Source organism: Tritonibacter scottomollicae, from assembly GCF_003003215.1.
Classification (GTDB): domain Bacteria; phylum Pseudomonadota; class Alphaproteobacteria; order Rhodobacterales; family Rhodobacteraceae; genus Epibacterium; species Epibacterium scottomollicae.
The window spans coordinates 1-16,022 of the sequence record NZ_PVUF01000030.1; the positions used below are offsets into that span (position 1 = coordinate 1).

Below are 16,022 nucleotides of genomic sequence, written 5' to 3' on the forward strand. Positions count from 1 at the left end.
GCCAGCATCTTTTTCAGTTTTGCATTCTCAACCTCCAGCGCCTTCAGCCGTTTGGCCTCCGACACTTCCATGCCGCCATACTTCGAGCGCCACTTGTAAAACGTGCCATCGCTGATGCCGTGCTTCCGGCACAGCTCCTTGGCACCCATGCCGGCTTGGTGCTCCCTCAGAATGCCAATGATCTGCTCTTCGCTGAAACGGCTTTTCCGCATTGTCTGTCTCCTCGTTTGGAGAACAGGCTAACTTCAAACCGCGGACTTTTCAGGGGAGCAGGTCAGATGCAGTGACCATTCGCTGCGCGTTGTTTGAACAGGTGAGATGCGGGACAAAGCCGTCTTTTGCAGTCGCGGCTATTGCTTATGCAGAAAATTTCTGCGTGTACGGCAGGTTACCCGCTGTGATGCAGCGTGCATCGTCGATGCGTTCATTGAAAACCGGTCTGAGACGCGGAATTCGAACCGCCCTTTCGCTGCGTCTGGTCCCGCAATCAGTAGGCTAAAGAAGGTTTCGCTGTGGACACACCTTTGGCCAGCTACCGCGTATCTCTCCCCTATTAAGAAACAACAGGACGCCTCACAATCGGAGAGCGTTCCAGCGTAGACTACGCATATTGGGCTCCGGACCTTCAGACCGCCTCGTATACGCGCCGAACCAAGCGCCACCATGGGTCGGATTGGCACCATAGAGGGCTTTGGCCAGATCAAATGGAGGCTTGGTCCGGGAATTCATTTTTGCAGTCTGAGATCAACAGCACGATCCACTACGACCGTGCATTGGCTTTCGGACAAAACAGGTGTCCCGAAAACAATCACTAGCGGATGTCATGCCTCTGGGTTGCGCCAAGCAAAACCCCGCCGTGACGTATGTCGGCGGGGTCTTGTCGTATTAAACGGGGTCAGCTTTCGGCGTAGTCAGACCGTGCCGCCGAGTGATCCTTCAAGCTGTGCCAGTTCCTGACCGCCTGCCATCAAGTCCTGAAGCTCCTCGGGAGAAATCTCGCCCCGTTTCGCCGTCCCCAACGTCTGACCTCGGTTGAGAACTGTGAACCTGTCGCCCACCGCGAGCGCATGGCGGACGTTGTGGCTGATAAAGACCACGCCGATGCCCTGTTTGCGGACCCTGTCGATTGTCGCCAATACGTTAGACGTTTGACGCACGCCAAGCGCTGAGGTCGGCTCGTCGAGGATCAGGATCTTGGCGCCGAAGTGGACCGCACGAGCAATCGCCACGGTTTGGCGTTCGCCGCCCGAAAGCGTGCCAACCGCCTGATCGGGACCGCGCAGGTTGATGCCCATCTTGCGCATCTCTTCCATGGTCACTTCGTCGGCGTATTTCTTGTCGAAGAAGGTGATCCCGGCGATCTTTTTCTCCGGCTCGTTGCCCATGAAGAAGTTCCGCGACACGCTCATCAGCGGGATCATGGCGAGGTGCTGGTGCACCGTCGCGATTCCGGCAGAGATGGCATCTCGCGGGTCCTCGAAATGCAGCGGTTTGCCTTCGAAAAAGATCTCGCCCGCGGTGGGTTTGTGTACCCCGGACATGGTCTTGATGAAGGTCGACTTGCCCGCGCCGTTATCGCCCAGAAGGCAATGACATTCGCCCGATTTCACATCAAAGCTGACACCGGCAAGCGCGATCACCCGACCGAAGTGCTTTTCGATGTTCTTCATCTCGATGATCGGTTTGTCGTTGCCGCTGGGGTCGCCGTGATGAAACTTGGTTTCTTCGGTCATCTTAACGTTCCCCCGTAATGATGCGACGAATGTAGGTGTTCAGGATAACCGCACCGAGCAGGATCACGCCCAGGAACACCCGGAACAGCGAGCTTTCGACACCGGCAAAGAACAACCCCTGCTGGACCACGCCAAAGATCAGCGCACCAAGTGCCGCGCCAAGCACCGAACCATAGCCGCCGGTCAGCAGTGCACCGCCGATTACCACGGCGATGATCGCCTCGAATTCCTTGAGCAAACCACGGTCTGCACCGGCCGAGCCGAACTCCATTACCTGACAGACCGCGAAAACGGTCGCGCAGAAAGCGGTGAACATGAACATCAGGATCTTGACCCGGTTGACCGGCACACCCGAGTTGCGGGCCGCTTCGGCGTCGCCGCCAGAGGCGAAGATCCAGTTGCCGAACTTGGTCTTGGTCAGGAGCACGTGGCCAAAGATAATCAGCACGATTGCCCAGACGATAAGCATCGGGATACCGTCCACTACGGGCTCTCCCATCCTGTTGCCGCGCTCGAAGGTGGCGATGATCCCGGCGTCGCCCAGCCAGTTGAACACACCGCCGAGGATTTTGCCGCCAAAGATCGCGGCCAGCCAGTCGCCCTCGGCCACATCCGAGATGCCGCCGATGATGGTCTTCCGCTCGATCACCTGAGGCAGGAAGATGGTAAATCCGCGCAGGATGAACAGGAAGGCCAGAGTCACGATGAAACTCGGTAGGCCGGTACGCACGACGATCCAGCCATTCAATGCGCCGATCGCGGTGCAGAGCACAAAAGTCACGATGATGGCCACCCATACCGGCCATCCATATGTGACCGCGAAGATCGCAATCATCATGCCCGCAAAACCGATCATCGAGCCGACCGAGAGGTCGAATTCGCCTGCGATCATCAGCAGGCAGGCGCCCACGGCGATAATCATGAACTGCGCCGAAACAACGGACCAGTTCATGACGCCTTGGCTATTGAACATTCCACTGTCGAACGCGAACAGCAGAAAGAAGGTGAACACGGCAATGGTGCCAACGATGCCGCCCAATTCGGGACGGATCATCGCTTGACGAAATGCGGAAATTTCTTTGACGCGTTCGTCTGGCTTCGCCGTGGGTTGGGTCGCGTTTGTCATGCGGCATCTCCCATTGACTTAGATTTCAGGATGCAAGATGCAGGGCGCCAGATTGGCGGCACCCTTCCTGAGTTGGAAATCAGCGGTATTCGCCCGCGAGTTTCTCGACCATTTCCAGGCCGTCGGCGGTGACGAAGCCGGGGCCGGAGTTGATGTTGTTGCCCGGCAGGACGCCGTAGCGGTGATAGTTGGTCATCACCACGACCGGCAGATAGGCTTGCAGGAAGGGCTGTTGGTCGATGCCCCACTGGATGACACCGGACTTGATGCCTTTGACGATTTCGTCGCCTAGGTCGAAAGTGCCGAAATAGATGTCACCGGCCATGCCGTTTTCTTCCAGCGCCAGCAGCGTCGGATCGGCCGATGTCGGGCCGAGGGTCAGCACAGCGTCCGTGTCGGGATTGGACGACAGATAGGCCATGACGCGGTTCTTGATCTCGCCCGGGTCTTGCCCTGCGTCGATCATCTGGTTGCCAAGCTCGACACCCAAGCCATCCGCGAAGCCCTGGCAGCGTTCCTGCGACGACGGCTGCACGATGTAGTGGTTTACGCATAGGAAGGATTCGATGCCGTCGCCCTTGGCACGTTGACCGGCGGCAAGGCCGGCATCGTATTCGGGCTGACCAACATACATCAGGGCACCGATCTCGCGCGCCTTGTCGGGGCTGCCGGTGTTCATGATGATGACGTCGACGCCGCTGGCGATGGCATTGCGGATCGGACCTTCAAGGATGTCCGCATCGGCTAGTGTGGTGATGATGCCGTTGGGGCCGGATGCCGCAGCCTGATCGATGATCCGCGCCATGTCCGCAAGATCGCCGGTGGGCGGGTTGCGGTACTCGACCTCAACGCCCATCTGCTCGCCCGCCAGTGCGATGCCGTTCTTGATAGTGTTCCACCAGCTGTCGCTGTCCGGCGCGTGGCTGACCATGATGTATTTCTCACCCTCGGCAGACACCGCCGTAGCCGCGATCAGCGGTGCGGCAGCAACGGCCGTGACTATCGCCAGCTTCGTAAAAATTGATTTCATGCTTTCCTCCCTGGAAACTGCAATTTCGAGGCGGATCAAGTCCGTTCCTCCACTGTAACGTACCGTCAACCGAGATTATTTGCAACCGGTTGCAGAATATTTTGTGGCCCCTACCTTTTTTGCTGTAACTTATCCGGATAAGTTGCCGACAACACAGCGTGATAGGGGAAAAATTGAATGCCAGTGACGCTGAAAGAGGTTGCTGAGCGTGCCGGAGTATCACGCTCGGCCGTCTCGCGCACCTTTACCGATGGCGCCTCGGTGTCAGTCTCCATGCGGCGCAAGGTGGAGAAAGCAGCGCGCGAACTGGGCTATAGCCCGAACGCGCTTGCGTCGTCCCTGACCACCGGTCGAACCAAGCTGATCGGACTGGTGTCGAACAACTTTCACAACCCGATCTTTCTGGAAGTCTTTGACCTGTTCACCCGTGGGTTACAGGATCGGGGGCTACGTCCGTTGCTCGTGAACCTGTCCGAAGAGGTCGATCCGACGAACCCGGTGCGGATGCTTCGGCAGTATTCCGTCGATGGCGTGGTTGTGGCCTCATCGACCTTGCCGCCGGGATTTTCCAAGGCGTTCCGCGATGCCGGGGTGCCAGTCGTGCATTCCTTTGGCAGCCTTTCCTCGGCTCCCGAGGTGCATGTGGTGGGCATCGACAACCAGGAAGCCGGGCGGCTGGCAGCACGCACTCTGTTGGAGCGGGGCTATACCCGTGTCGGCTTTATGGGTGGACCTGAATTCGCGACCTCTACCCAGGACCGCCTTGCAGGCTTCATAGCAGAGTTGTCGGCGCATCCGACAATCCGGGCGAGCTATTCCTTTGCCGATGCCTATTCCTTTGACGCCGGGCGGAAAGAAATGTTGCGCCTGCTGAAGGAAGAGCCAGCTCAAGCCTATTTCGGGGGAGACGACGTGCTGTCAATCGGTGCGCTTTCAGCCATCAAGGACAGTGGCCTCGATTGCCCAAAGGATGTCGGGATCATCGGGCTGAACGACATGGAGATGGCTCGTTGGAACAACATCAACCTGACGACGATCCGCCAGCCAATCCGCCAAATCGTGACGTCTTCCATTGAGTTGATGGCAGCAACACTGGAAGATCGCGACCGGTTTCCGGAGGCCCGGATATTTTCCTGCACAGTGGTGGAGCGGGGCACACTGCGCCCCGCTCTGAAAGCCTAACGGAACATCGGCGGGCGCGCGTCCAGCCATGCACCGTTTTGCCTGGCCGAAGCGACAGCGGTGTGCACTGCGGCCATAGAGCGCACGCCAGCCTCTGCACCGGGCAGGCCGTCACGCGTTTCGCCCGCAATCGCATCCGACAGATCGCAGTAGATGTTGGCCACCGCCAGCGGAAAGCCCTCGGGGTGCGCAATCGACACCCGGCTCAGGCGCGTTGCGTCTTCGTGCAACCCGCTCTCGCCCTTTTCAATGATCTGGGTGCGGCTGCCGACGGGCGTGTAGATCAGCTGATTCGGCTGTTCCGACGCCCAGCGCAACCCGCCGGTCTCGCCGAAGATCTGGATGTCGAAACCATGTTGCCGCCCGATCGCCACCGATGAGGTCCAGAGTCGTCCCACGGTGCCGCCCGCCATGCGGAAGTTGACCATTGCGTCGTCTTCCAATTCGCGGCTGGGGATGGTCGATGCGAAATCGGCCGACAGCGTTTCCACTTCGTCGTCACAAACAAAGCTTGCCATGTGCAGAGCGTGGATGCCGCAATCGGCGAACTGGCCCGAGACGCCCGCCATCTTGGGATCGTAACGCCAGCGCACGCGGGGATTGTCGGCGTCGGTAGCGTCGCCGTGGTGACCGTGGCTGAAGTTGGTCACCACCAGCCGGACCTTGCCGATCTCGCCGGCGCGCACCATGGCGCGGGCCTGCCGGACCATGGGATAGGCGGAATAACAGTAATTCACCGCGCAGATTTTCCCGGATTTCTTCGCCACTCGGACGATTTCCTCGCCTTCCTCGACCGTCATGGTCATCGGCTTTTCGCACAGCACGTTGAAGCCCGATTCGAGAAACGCCCGTGTGATCTCGAAGTGCGTGGCGTTGGGCGTGGCGACAGTCACTAGGTCGATCCGGTCGTCGCGGTTCTTTTCGCCCGCCAGCATCTCTTTCCAGTCGCCATAGGCGCGGTCAGCAGACATGCCGAGCTTTTGCCCATAGGCGCGGCCCGCGTCGGCCCGGTGATCAAGAGCGCCCGCAGTGAGTTCAAAGCGTCCGTCCGCAAGCGCGCCCAGACGATGTGCCGGCCCGATCTGGCTGCCTTCGCCGCCGCCGATCATGCCCCATTTGAGTTTTGCCATGTCCTTGCCTCCTATTTGAAGCCGATGGATTCGAGGTATTCGCGGTTCTTGCGGGCATCCCCCAGCGTGTCCGGATCGAGCGTCGGGTCGCAATCCTGCTCGACCGTGCACCAGCCTTCGAACCCTTTGTCGAGCAGCACCTCTCTGACGGCGGGAAAGTCCACGTCGCCTTCGCCCAGATTGCAGAAGATGCCCTGACCGCAGGCGTCATAGAACCCGGTGCGGTTCTCGATGACATCTGCTTTGACTTTCGGGTCGATGTCCTTGAAATGCATATAGGAAATGCGCCCGATATGCTTTTTCATGAAGGCCACCGGGTCAAACCCCGCATAGGAATGGTGGCCGGTGTCGAAGCAGATCTTGAGGATCTTTTCATCCACCTCATCGAGCAGCCGCTCCAATTCCGGCTCGAAGTCCATGAAACCGGCGGCATGGGCGTGCATACCCACCGTCAGCCCGTATTCCTCGGCTCCGATGCGCGCGCTTTCCGCGATCCGGTCGCGATAGGCGGTCCATTCGGCGCGGTCCATCTGTTCGGCTTCACCAGCGCGGCCTGCCGTGGGCGCGCGGCGCGGCGAGATCGAATCGATCAACACCATATGCTCCGCGCCATGCGCCTTCAGCGCCTTTGCCGTGCGGTGCGTCGCGTCCAGCACATCTTCCCAGGCGTCCGGGTCGTGATAGGGACGAAACACCACGCCGCCGATCAGCTCCAGCCCGTGTTCGGCCAGCCCGTCGCCGAGCACCGCCGGATCCTCCGGCATGAAGCCCACCGGACCCAGCTCGATACCCTTGTAGCCTGCTTCGGCGCATTCCTTCAGCACGTGCTGCCAGGTCGGGTTGCGCGGATCGCTTGCAAATTCCACGCCCCATGAACAGGGCGCATTGCCAATTCTGATAGTCATGTCCCGCATCCTCCGGTGTTCAGAAATCGTTGATGTCTTTCCAGGCCCCGGCATCCGCCGAGGCCAGCGTGGCGGCAATGACGCGATTGACCTCATGGCCGTCGCGGAAGCTGGGCCAGAGCGGTTTGCCGGCGTCGATGGCGGTCAGAAAATCCTTGGCCTCGATGATGATCTGGTCCTGATAGCCGGTGCCGTGCCCCGGTCCCTGGCAGAACGGCGCATAGTCGGGATGCGCCGGGCCGGTCAGGATCTTGGTGAAGCCACGCGTCGCCTCGGGGCCGTCCATCCGGTAAAGCCAGAGCGCGTTCTGATCCTCTTGGTCAAAGCGGATCGCGCCCTTTGTGCCCGAGATTTCATAGGCATAGCCCATCTTACGTCCAGTCGCGACGCGGGAGAAATACATCTGTCCCATGGCGCCATTCTCGAAACGACACATCATCTGGGCGTGGTCGTCATTGGTGACGGTGCCGCCGGGACGGGTGGTGTGCACCGTCTCATAAACCCCCATGACCCGGGCAACCGGCCCCATCAGCGCCAACGCGCCGTTGATCATGTGCGGCGCCAGATCGCCCATCGTGCCATTGGCCATGCCGGTGGTGCGCCATGTCGCGGGTGCCTCGGGCTCGGCATAGAAATCCTCGGTATGTTCACCCCGGAACCAGGTGATGTCGCCGATCTCGCCATCGGCGATCAGTTGCCGGGCGAACTGGCTCGCAGGGGTGCGGATGTAGTTGAATCCCACCATGTTGACCACGCCCGCCGCCTCTGTCGCAGCCACCATGGCCGCACTGTCTTCCAGCGATGCGCCCAGCGGCTTTTCGCAGAACACCGGCTTGCCGAGCTTGAAGGCCGCTTCGGCAATCTCGCGGTGGGTTTCCTGCGGCGTGGCGATGACGATGGCCTCGACGCGCTGGTCATTCACCAGCACCCGCCAGTCATCGGTCGCCCGCGCAAAGCCATAGGCGGCGCGGTAACGCTCGGCGCTTTGCGGCGTGGTGGCACAGACCATCTCGAGCCGCGGCTTGAGTGCGGTGTCAAAGATCGCGCCCACCGCGGACATGGCGACTGCATGCGCCTTGCCCATGTAGCCGCCGCCCAGAATGCCTATTCCGATTTCAGCCATTGCCCTTCCCCCTCCCTGTCGGTGGTCGCCAAATGCGTTTTCTGTTTGCAACCGGTTGCAAGCGGTGTATCGTGAGTCTAGACATCTCGCAAGTGACATTTCGTCGACGATCACGATTTCTAGGGGGGCATCGCTCAAATGACTACGACAGACGGCACCATCCGGTTGACCACAGCCCAGGCCATCATTCGCTGGCTGGCCAACCAGCATATCGAGATCGACGGCCAGGAGATGCGCGTCTGCGGTGGCGGCTTCGGCATCTTCGGCCATGGCAACGTGACCTGTCTCGGCGAGGCGCTTTACGGCGTGCGCGAAGAGCTGCCCCTCTATCGCGGCCAGAACGAGACCAGCATGGGATTCGCCGCCGCGGGTTATGCAAAGCAATGGTTGCGCCAGCGCTTCATGTTCTGCACTGCGTCTGCCGGACCCGGCACCGCCAACCTTCTGACTGCCGCCGGGCTGGCCCATGCCAACCGATTGCCGATGCTGATGCTCTGCGGCGATGCATTCATCACGCGGCTGCCCGATCCGGTGCTGCAGCAGATGGAAAATTACTACGATCTTACCCTTGGCGTGAACGATGCCTTCAAGCCCTGCAGCCGATTCTGGGACCGCATCTGCCACCCGGCGCAGATTCTCCAGTCGCTGCCCGCTGCTTTGGCGACGATGCTGGACCCGGCCGATTGCGGCCCGGCCTTCATCGGTTTGCCGCAGGACGTGCAGGGCTGGACTTATGATTATCCAGAGGTGTTCTTTGCCAAAAAGGTGCACCGCATCCGCCGCCAGTCGCCCGACGCGGCCGAGATCGCCGATGCGGTTGCGGCACTGAAAGCTGCCGAGCGTCCGATGATCATCGCCGGGGGTGGCGTGCAATATTCGCGGGCCGTGAATGAGCTGACCGCGTTTGCCGAGGCGCATCAAATCCCGGTGGTCGAGACCATCGCAGGCCGTGCCAACATGCTTGCGACCCATGATCTCAATATCGGCCCGATCGGCGTGACCGGCTCGGACAGCGCCAATGCGATTGCCGAGAAGGCCGACGTGATCCTTGCCGTTGGCACCCGGTTGCAAGATTTCACCACCGGCTCCTGGACCGCCTTTGCCAAGGAGGCGCAGATCATCGGAATCAACGCCGCACGCCACGACGCGGCCAAGCACAGGTCGCTGACGGTGGTGGGCGACGCGAAACTGTCGCTGACGGCTTTGTCGGACGCGCTGGATTATTCCGCGCCCGAGGGCTGGGTGAGCAATGCCCGCGAAGAGCGCGCCAAGTGGGACGACTACGTCGCCGAGAACGTCAAACCCGGCAACCGCCCGAACTCCTATGCCCAGGCCATCGGCGTGGTCAACGACCTCTGCGATCCGCGCGACCGTGTGGTTGCCGCCGCCGGGGGCTTGCCTGCGGAAGTTACTGCCAACTGGCGCACGCTGGAGACCGGCACCGTCGATGTGGAATTCGGCTTTTCCTGCATGGGCTACGAGATCGCCGGCGCCTGGGGCGCGCGCATCGCGCAGGCCGAGCAGGAACCGAAGCAGGACACCATCACCTTTTGCGGTGACGGCTCCTACATGATGCTGAACTCGGATCTCTATTCGTCGGTCCTCAGCCGCAAGAAGCTGATCGTGATGTTGCTCGACAACGGCGGTTTCGCCGTCATCAACAAGCTGCAGAACAACACCGGAAACGAAAGCTTCAACAACTTGCTCGCCGATTGCCCAACCATCCCCGAGCCGTTTGGCGTCGATTTCGTCGCGCACGCCGCGTCCATGGGAGCCGAGGCCGAGAAGGTCGCCAACCCGGCGGAACTGGGCGAAGCATTCAAGCGCGCCAAGGCCTCGGACAAGTCCTATGTCATCGTGATGGACGTCGATGCCTACGAAGGCTGGACGACCGAAGGTCACGCCTGGTGGGAGGTCGGCACGCCGCATGTGACCGACAGCGACCGCGTGCGCGCGGCGCATGAAGACTGGGAAGCCACCCGCGAACGGCAGCGGAAGGGCGTGTGATGAGCATGTTGATCGACGGTATCCGCAAGAAAAATTTCGCGGTCTTCGGGCGGGCGGGCATGGACATGTTCGCCGACCCGCCAGGCACAAGGGCCGACCAGGCCGAGACCTTCAAGGCCGATCTGGGCGGGTCATCGGCCAATATCTGCGCCGGGCTCTGCAAGCTCGGGATGGGGTCGGCGCTGGTCACCTCCGTGTCGGACGACGCGGCGGGGCGATTCTGTGCCAACCGGCTCAGGCATTACGGCGTCGACACGCAGTATCTCAAGGTTCTGGGCGGCGAATACCGCATCTCGCTGGCGGTATATGAAAGCTGCATCGAGGATTTCCAGCTGGTGATCTATCGCAACAACGCGGTGGATTTTCAGGTCACCGAAGAAGACGTCGATCGGGTGAACTATGCCGATTTCGGCGCGTTGATCACTGCAGGCACGGTGTTCGCGGCGGAACCATCGCGCGGCTCCACCTTCCGCGCCTTCGAGAACGCGCGCAACGCCGGCCTGCCGGTAATATTCGACATCGACTACAGGCCCTATAGCTGGCCCTCGACTGAAGTCGCCGCAGAGGTGCTGACCCGCGCGGGCGAGGAAAGCGACTTGATCGTCGGCAATGACGAAGAGTTCGGCTTTATGGCAGGCGGCATCGAGAAAGGTCTCGATAAAGCCCGCGAACTGGCAGCCTCGGGCAAGATGGTGATCTACAAGATGGGTCACGAGGGTGCCCTGACGTTGTCGGGTGGCGAAGAGATCCGCACCGGCATCTACCCGGTCACCGCCATCAAACCCAACGGCGCCGGCGACAGCTTCATGGCCGGTCTCTTGGCCGCCATCGCCGAAGGCCGCTCGCTGAAAGAGGCGGTCCTGCGCGGCTCTGCCTGCGCCTCCATCGTGGTCAGCCAGCCCGGCTGTGCTCCCGCAATGCCCACCACCGCCGAGCTTGACGCCTTTCTGGCCGAACGCGCCGGCCCCACAGACGTCTGAGAGGAAACCGAAATGCATATCGCACCACATGACAACCAGAACAAACCCATCGTCGATGCCGATCACGACCTGGTGCCGCTGAACTATTTCAACATCGTCAAGCTGAAGAAGGGCGAAAGTTTTGACTATACCGTGCCCGGTTACGAGACTTGCGTGGTCCCCGCTACCGGCACGGTCGACGTCGATGTGGACGGCGCCAGCTTTGCCAAACTGGGCAATCGGGGCGTCGATGTCTGGGACGGCGAGCCCGAAGGCGTCTATGTGCCGGTCGGCGCGCAGACCCGGCTGACCTGTGTCAGCGATGCCACCGAAGTTTTCATCGCCGGCGCAAAATACGACAAGGTGCTGGAGCCGTTCGACGTGCGCGAAACCGGCATCGACAAGGTCCAGTACGGCTCGGATGACACCAAGACCCACCGCAAAATCAAGCATATCCTCGGCGCCAACCAGCACGACAAGGTCGGTCGCCTGCTGGTCAGCGAGCTTTACACCGTCGGTCAGGGTGGCTGGTCCGGGTTCCCGAGCCACAAGCATGACACTGACCGGCACGACGACAATGGCGAGCTGATCGAGACCCGCCATGACGAGACTTATAATTTCCGGTTCAAGCCGAACAAGGGATCTGGTTTGCAGATGCTGCAGCGCGAGGATAACGAGCCGGGCGACGCCTATCATATCATGGACGGCTCGACGATAATGATCGACAAGGGCTATCACCCCTGCGCCGTGCTGCCGGGGTACGAGATGTACTACTTCACCATCCTCGGCGGACTGTCGCAGCGCTCGCTCAAGCAGTATTTCCAGCCGACCCACGAAGAGCAACTGCACACCATCCCCGGCATCATGGACATGGTGGCAAAGTTCAAATGAGCCTCGTGACACTGAAAGAGGTCCTGCAACCAGCGCTGAAGGGCGGCTATGCCGTTGCCGGGTTGGTGACGCTGGGATGGGAAGACATGCGCGCCTATGTGGCCGCGGCAGAGGCCGAAGGCTGCCCGGTGATCCTGCAGGCAGGCCCATCGTGCCGTGAACACACGCCGCTGCCTGTGCTGGGCGCGATGTTTCGCCATTTGGCTGAAGGTGCATCGGTACCCGTAGTGGCGCACCTCGACCACGGCTATACCGCCGAGGTCTGCCGCATCGCGATAGACAGCGGCTTTACCTCGGTGATGTTCGACGGCTCGCGTAAGCCACTGGCCGAGAACATCGCTGAAACCGCTGCGATTGCCGAGATGGCCCATGCAGCGGGCGTCTCCTGCGAAGGTGAGATCGGCTTTGTCGGCTATTCGGGCGGCGAAGGCTCTGCCGGGACCGACCCCGAGGAAGCGGCGCAATTCGCCCGCGAAACCGGTGTGGACGCCATGGCGATTTCGGTCGGCAACGTGCACCTGCAGCAGGACAAGCAAGGCGGTCTCGACGAGGCGCGCATCCGCGCCATAGAAGCCGTGACCGAGGTGCCCTTGGTGATCCACGGCGGCTCCGGCGTGCCCTTGGCGCAGCGCCGAGCGCTGGCGCGAGGCTCGAAAATCTGCAAATTCAACATCGGAACAGAGCTGCGCATGGTCTTCGGCGAGGCGTTACGCGAGGCGGCGAATCGCGATCCCGAACGCTTCGACCGCGTGCAGATCCTGAAAGAAACCCACGATCCGGTGGTGGCCGCAGCCCGCACCGTGCTGCAATCTTTCAAGGGAGCATGACATGTTGAACATCGGACTTCTCGGCTGTGGTCGAATAGGCCAGGTACACGCCCGCTCCATCGGCCAGATCGACGGCGCGAAGGTCACAGCCGTGGCAGATGCCTTTGACGCGCCCGCCAAGGCGCTGGCGGAAAAGACCGGCGCCGTGGCAATGGGGGCCAACGACCTCATCACCAGTCCCGACGTGGACGCCATCGTCATCGGCACACCAACAGACACCCATTATGACCTGATCCATGCCGCCGCGAGCGCTGGCAAGGCGATCTTTTGCGAAAAGCCGGTGGACATGTCAGCCGAGCGGATCCGCGATTGCATAAAGGCGGTCGAGGCCGCAGGCGTGCCCTTCATGACCGCCTTCAACCGCCGCTTCGACCCCAATTTTGCCAGTCTCCGGGCACGCATCGAGGCCGGAGAGATCGGCGAGGTCGAGATTGTGACGATCCAATCGCGCGACCCGTCGCCGCCGCCGATCAGCTACGTCAAGAGCTCCGGCGGGTTGTTTCGCGACATGATGATCCACGACCTCGATATGGCCCGGTTCCTGCTTGGCGAAGAACCTGTGAGCGTCTATGCGGTGGGCGCATCGCTCGTCGATCCGGAAATCGGTCAGGCGGGCGACGTGGACACCGCGGCGGTCACGCTGACCACGAAAAGCGGCCGGATCTGCCAAATCACCAACTCCCGGCGCGCCAGTTACGGCTATGATCAACGCATCGAAGTGCATGGCGCGAGGGGCATGTTGCGGGCCGAGAACATGCTGGAAAACACCGTGGAAATCGCCACAACTGCGGGATTCACCAAAGCCCCGGCCAAGCACTTTTTTCTCGAACGATACGAGGCCGCCTTTCGCGCCGAGATGTCGTATTTTGTGGCGGGCGTGGTCGATCAGACGACAATCTCACCGGGCATTCAGGATGGTTTGCGCGCGCAGCTTCTTGCCGACGCCGCTACGCGCTCGTTCAAGGAGGCCACAGCCATCATCATTGAGTGAGGCCAATAGGCAGATTCGACAATGCCCGAGAAAAGGCTGCACTCATTTGGTGACCACCTGTTTTCGCGGGATTTCATCATCAGGCAGGTTCGTCAGCTCTCAAAATACGCAGCGTCTAGGGCAAATCGCTACGCCCGCAACAAGCGCGATTGCCGCGCGAGCGGCTGGGTCCTTGTCCGCGACTTGTGATTTCGAGTTATGATCCTCGCTGCGGTCTGCATGAATGACCTCTCTTACCGCTGCTCGGCGGCACCAAATCTCTTGCTCGCGCGGCATTTCTGCCGCTGCGAGCGCACGCAGCGAGAAAATCCAAAGTACAGGTTGGGCTCGAAGCGGACATGCGGCGGTGCGGCAGCAGGGTCGCAGCGTTTCCGCACCAGATCCCAGACGCTAGATGACGGCAGCCAGCCCAACCACGACATTCACGCAAGGTGCAGCGAAATCTCTGCTGCATGCGCGAAGGGTTTCCCGAAAGCTGCCATTCAGCAAGCGGCGGCGGCTCTGGCTGATGCTGCGGTCAGCACCAGGGGCAGCGAAGCACAGGTAGCGGACTTTGCAAAGTCTTGGGATCTACCAGCGGGCTGACGGCCCCATGCTGCACGACCAATGAAAAGAGCCGCCCTTCGCCGCAGGTGCTGCCAAATATCATCATCGAACGGCAGCAAGCTCAATCACAAAGGTCATGTGAATTGCAGCGGTGCCCGGTTGGAAGCGCGAACAAATCCGCCCGACTTCCGGAGCGGACGTTCACATCTTCGTTGGCGATCAAAATGGCACTGCACACACGTTGGAGCTGGCCGAACGCTGCAGGAGATCTTCGTCAAAACGGACACAGCTAGTGCTTCGGATCACGCGAACTGGCCCGAAGTCCATGCAGGACGCTATCCAAATCGTCAACGAATGTTGTGAGATCTAGACACCCTCTCTCTAAAACCGTCAGGTCAGACAGAATCTGCGGGTCGAGCGTCTGATCGTTACGGATCAATGCCTTCATACCACGAGTTTTCTTGATTGAATTCTTCAAAATATCCCGGATATCTGGTCCACAGGTGAGCATGAAACGCTGAACGACTTTAGCGACTTCGCGATTAACCATCTTGCTAGCGGAAATTTCAGCATAGAGCATGCGCCGTTCAACCGCAGTCGCAACTGATTTTGTTAACGAAGCGACTGTTAGTTCTTCCTTTACGAGATAGTCGGCACATCCATTCCGCATCGCATCCATTGCGATTTTTAGATCGTTGGCGCCGGTGACCATAATCGGAATTGCCCCGGCCTGGTCTTCATGTGAGATGACCATATGGAGTGCGTCCAGTCCGCTATCACGTCCTAGGTTGTGATCCAGGAACACAATGTCGAAGGGTTCTTGGTCCAAAAGAGACCGTAGTTGGCTCAAGTTTTCCGCTTCTGAATATTCAAAACTCATCCCCGATTTCTCACAGATACGAATCAAACGCATTCTGTCCACGTTATCGTCATCCAGCGTCAGAACCTTGAGACGTGTTTTGCTAACACCTGTCCCCTCAATGTCGATTTCAGTCCTGAGGTGCGATGGTAGTAGATCCCGATTTCCGAGAGGCCGATCTGACGTCATGACGTGCATTCCCTATTTTGTGGCGAGAGGCCTGTCGCAGCTGCGATCAGCGCCAGAGCTTTGTGGCGAGAGGCCTGTCGCAGCTGCGATCAGCGCCAGAGCATAGTTCTGTTTGAGCAGGATCGACCGAGTACATCCGGTCAGGTTTGATGCAAGTCAGAAGCTAGGCTGCATTCATGGGTGGTTCACAGGTGTTCCAATAGCCCCTAATCGTATCCAGTATGCTATGCATGCCGGCCTTTCCTTGCGGCTTAACAATGTAGCCATTTACTCTCTCGCTATAGGCTTTGGCGATATCTCGAGCGCTGTCAGATGTCGTGAACATAAACACCATGCTTTCAGAGTCTCTTTTATTCGCCCGCAGCTTTTGCAGAAACTCATGTCCATTCATACGGGGCATATTGACATCGAGCATTATAAAATAGGGTTTAGGAATATTATCGGCGTCGATAATTTCCAGCGCCTCTACACCATCCACTGCTCTGATTACAAATGCATCCGGATCAACTTTTGACAATGCACGT

General features: G+C 60.0%; 15 protein-coding genes. 6 read left to right on the forward strand and 9 right to left on the reverse strand.

Features of this window, described 5'->3' with window-relative positions:
* The 4 genes from CLV89_RS21225 to CLV89_RS21240 form a co-directional block, all read right to left on the reverse strand.
* A partial coding sequence (locus CLV89_RS21225; RefSeq protein ID WP_133166774.1) for a transposase occupies positions 1 to 212 on the reverse strand: 212 nt, incomplete at its 3' end.
* A gap of 699 nt (positions 213 to 911) precedes the next feature.
* On the reverse strand, positions 912 to 1,733 hold the full coding sequence (locus CLV89_RS21230) for an ATP-binding cassette domain-containing protein (protein ID WP_106165597.1): 822 nt from the start codon (positions 1,731 to 1,733) through the stop codon (positions 912 to 914).
* 1 nt (position 1,734) lies between these two features.
* Entirely contained in the window at positions 1,735 to 2,859 is a 1,125-nt protein-coding gene (locus CLV89_RS21235; protein ID WP_106165598.1) for an ABC transporter permease, read from the reverse strand.
* A gap of 79 nt (positions 2,860 to 2,938) precedes the next feature.
* Entirely contained in the window at positions 2,939 to 3,889 is a 951-nt protein-coding gene (locus tag CLV89_RS21240; RefSeq protein ID WP_106165599.1) for a sugar ABC transporter substrate-binding protein, read from the reverse strand.
* Between the two features lie 177 nt (positions 3,890 to 4,066).
* Between CLV89_RS21240 and CLV89_RS21245 the strand changes: the two genes are divergently transcribed.
* Complete coding sequence (locus CLV89_RS21245; RefSeq protein ID WP_106165600.1) at positions 4,067 to 5,071, forward strand: LacI family DNA-binding transcriptional regulator; 1,005 nt, start codon at positions 4,067 to 4,069, stop codon at positions 5,069 to 5,071.
* Here the strand turns inward: CLV89_RS21245 and CLV89_RS21250 are convergent.
* Genes CLV89_RS21250 through CLV89_RS21260 form a run of 3 tightly spaced genes read right to left on the reverse strand, consistent with a single transcriptional unit; the run spans position 5,068 to position 8,229 of the window.
* Positions 5,068 to 6,201: a Gfo/Idh/MocA family protein gene (locus tag CLV89_RS21250; RefSeq protein ID WP_106165601.1), complete on the reverse strand. Its 1,134-nt coding sequence runs from the start codon at positions 6,199 to 6,201 to the stop codon at positions 5,068 to 5,070. The two genes, CLV89_RS21245 and CLV89_RS21250, sit on opposite strands and share 4 nt — an antisense overlap.
* 11 nt (positions 6,202 to 6,212) lie before the next feature.
* Entirely contained in the window at positions 6,213 to 7,106 is an 894-nt protein-coding gene (locus CLV89_RS21255) for a TIM barrel protein (RefSeq protein WP_106165608.1), read from the reverse strand.
* Positions 7,107 to 7,125: 19 nt separating this feature from the next.
* Positions 7,126 to 8,229, reverse strand: a complete 1,104-nt coding sequence (locus CLV89_RS21260; protein WP_106165602.1) for a Gfo/Idh/MocA family protein — start codon at positions 8,227 to 8,229, stop codon at positions 7,126 to 7,128.
* Positions 8,230 to 8,367: 138 nt separating this feature from the next.
* On the opposite strand from CLV89_RS21260, the gene iolD reads away from it, so the two are divergent.
* From iolD to iolG, 5 genes are read left to right on the forward strand one after another with little or no spacing between them, the layout of a single operon-like run.
* Entirely contained in the window at positions 8,368 to 10,236 is a 1,869-nt protein-coding gene (gene iolD / locus CLV89_RS21265) for a 3D-(3,5/4)-trihydroxycyclohexane-1,2-dione acylhydrolase (decyclizing) (protein WP_106165603.1), read from the forward strand.
* The gene (gene iolC, locus CLV89_RS21270; protein ID WP_106165604.1) at positions 10,236 to 11,216 is read left to right on the forward strand and encodes a 5-dehydro-2-deoxygluconokinase; all 981 of its coding nucleotides are present in this window, start codon (positions 10,236 to 10,238) and stop codon (positions 11,214 to 11,216) included. The genes iolD and iolC overlap by 1 nt, the downstream gene beginning before the upstream one ends.
* 12 nt (positions 11,217 to 11,228) lie before the next feature.
* Positions 11,229 to 12,086 (forward strand): 5-deoxy-glucuronate isomerase, encoded by an 858-nt coding sequence (locus CLV89_RS21275; RefSeq protein WP_106165605.1) that lies wholly within the window; start codon positions 11,229 to 11,231, stop codon positions 12,084 to 12,086.
* A complete protein-coding gene (locus CLV89_RS21280; RefSeq protein WP_106165606.1) occupies positions 12,083 to 12,913 on the forward strand; it encodes a class II fructose-bisphosphate aldolase in 831 nt (276 codons plus the stop codon). The genes CLV89_RS21275 and CLV89_RS21280 overlap by 4 nt, the downstream gene beginning before the upstream one ends.
* A gap of 1 nt (position 12,914) precedes the next feature.
* Complete coding sequence (gene iolG / locus CLV89_RS21285) at positions 12,915 to 13,904, forward strand: inositol 2-dehydrogenase (RefSeq protein WP_106165607.1); 990 nt, start codon at positions 12,915 to 12,917, stop codon at positions 13,902 to 13,904.
* A gap of 835 nt (positions 13,905 to 14,739) precedes the next feature.
* On the opposite strand, the gene CLV89_RS21290 is transcribed toward iolG, so the two are convergent.
* On the reverse strand, positions 14,740 to 15,498 hold the full coding sequence (locus tag CLV89_RS21290; protein ID WP_106165609.1) for a response regulator: 759 nt from the start codon (positions 15,496 to 15,498) through the stop codon (positions 14,740 to 14,742).
* A gap of 163 nt (positions 15,499 to 15,661) precedes the next feature.
* On the reverse strand, positions 15,662 to 16,022 hold a 361-nt coding region (locus tag CLV89_RS21295; protein WP_106165610.1), incomplete at its 5' end, for a response regulator.